The following is a 1,826-nucleotide window of genomic DNA, read 5'->3' as shown; positions in this document are numbered from 1 at the left end:
CGTTTGGTTTGTGCGGCATTGAGCAGCCCCTCGAACAAGACCAGGACCTCGCGCGCCTGCACGTAGACTTCGGTGGTGATGGCGCGTTGGTCGAAGCCATAGGTCGCGAGGCGCGCGTCGATCTCGGACGCAGCGACGGGGTCACACCGCCAGCTCAGGGCATTTTGTAGCGTGCAGGTCTCGGCCTCGGCTTCGAACTCGGGATCAATTCCGACCATGTCGATGCGCCGCAGCGCCGCCTCAACCGCCTTTTGGCGATAGGTCTCAAGCAATTTATGCCGCAGCATGCGGTAGCGCTGGATGTCCCAGGACAGCTCGGGGACTTCGATGGCGAGCAGCCACTCGATGGCGGACCGTGGCGCGAGGTCGGCAAAGATCGCCTGCCGTAGCGCCTGGTAGTGTTCGAGATTTTCCCTGGGCAGCAGCAGCGGCGGCGGCGCCAACGCTTCAAATTCGACCGGCAACGCCGTTATGGCTAGCGCGCGCTCGGTTGGGAACAGGCCGTTCATAGGGGCCCTCCCCAAAGGTGATAGGCACAGGCGCGACGCTGACGGGGACGTTGGCGGGATCGTGGACGGGGCTCGCCGCCCACAGCTCCTGCGCCACCGGCAGCGGCGCGATCTGCAGGTTCGCCCACCACGCCCGTTCATTGCCGTGCTGATGCAGCTCCTGATGATGCGCGCGGCACAATGGCACGGTAAATTCGTCGCCGACTTTGCGGCCGAGTGCTCTGGGTTCTGCGAATTTCAGGTGATGGGCATCGCACGGGGTTTGCCGGCACACCAGGCAGGGCTGCCCCCTAACAAACAACAGGTGCGTCTTGCTGCGTTTGCGGGACCGGCCGGGTTGAACACCTTACGCAACGTTACTGGTAATCACGCTCCTTGGGATAGGCGAGCCCGGCCTCGGGTAGCGCTGGCTGCAGCGCGGTCTCGGCGTCAGCAGCAGGCGCTACTGGCAGGCTTGGCGTGCCATTCAGGTCGGCCGTCTGCTCGGCCTGAGCACGGCCAGCGTCCTCAAGCTTGGCCTGATAAGCTGCCTCGACGTGCCGGGCATCCGGCTCCTGCAGGCTGTTCTTGAGCGGGAGGCTCGCCATGGCCCAGCTGAGCAGATCGGTGCTGGCGGGCAGCGCTTCGAGCTGGCGCAATAGCTGCTCCCGGAGTGCGGCGGACTCGCCCGGCCGCAGCACCGGGGCACGGTTGAGAGCGCCCTTGCCGGGCGATGCCGTGAGGTTAGGTGGTGCGGGGGGACCAGCGGCCGCATCCGGGGCGTCCAGATCATCCTCGCCGGCAATCCCGACCTGCGCGAACAGGGCGTAGCGTCGGGCGTAGGTGAGCGCCGCGCCCATCCGGTGCGGTGCCTCGACATCCCGTGCGGCGCAGACCGGCCAGTCCGAGGAGATCCATTCGCCGGAGGAATGGGCGAGCAGGGTGGTGAGGTGGATGTGGCCGGTGACCTGTTCGACCCGGGTGGTCTGGATGGTGGCGATCTCCTGCTGGCTGAGCGTCTTGCGCACGATGTCGAGGCCGCTCGCCAGCGAGGCGTAGCGAAAGGTGCGGTCGTCATCGCGCAGGAACGGGGAGCGGATCTGAGCGGTCAGGGTCTTTTCCGGGTTGGTCAGTTCGGCTTGGGCGCGGGCCAGCGCCGCTGCGATCGCCCCGATTTGCTCACTGGCCTGGTGCATGGACGGCCTCCATCTCCACCGGATCAAAGCTGATCGCGCCGGCCTTGGAGCGCTTGGCGCGAATACCGTGGCCAAACGCCTCCTTGGCATCCTCCGGCAGCAGCTTCTTGAGCTCGGTCTTGGCCAGCTCGTGCTCGCCATG

Annotated in this window: 1 protein-coding gene and 2 pseudogenes; all 3 read right to left on the bottom strand. The window is 66.4% G+C overall.

The features are described from left to right. On the bottom strand, window positions 1-509 hold a 509-nt coding region (locus tag IVA74_RS00020; protein WP_247338619.1), incomplete at its 3' end, for a hypothetical protein. Then, a pseudogene (locus IVA74_RS00015) lies at window positions 448-1,684 on the bottom strand (ERF family protein). The gene IVA74_RS00020 and the pseudogene IVA74_RS00015, both read right to left, overlap by 62 nt. Next, window positions 1,668-1,826, bottom strand: a pseudogene (locus tag IVA74_RS00010) (endonuclease); the annotation flags it as partial. The pseudogenes IVA74_RS00010 and IVA74_RS00015, both read right to left, overlap by 17 nt.

It is taken from the genome of Bradyrhizobium sp. 132 (assembly GCF_023074185.1).
GTDB lineage: Bacteria > Pseudomonadota > Alphaproteobacteria > Rhizobiales > Xanthobacteraceae > Bradyrhizobium.
This window is presented reverse-complemented; position numbering and strand designations above follow the sequence as displayed.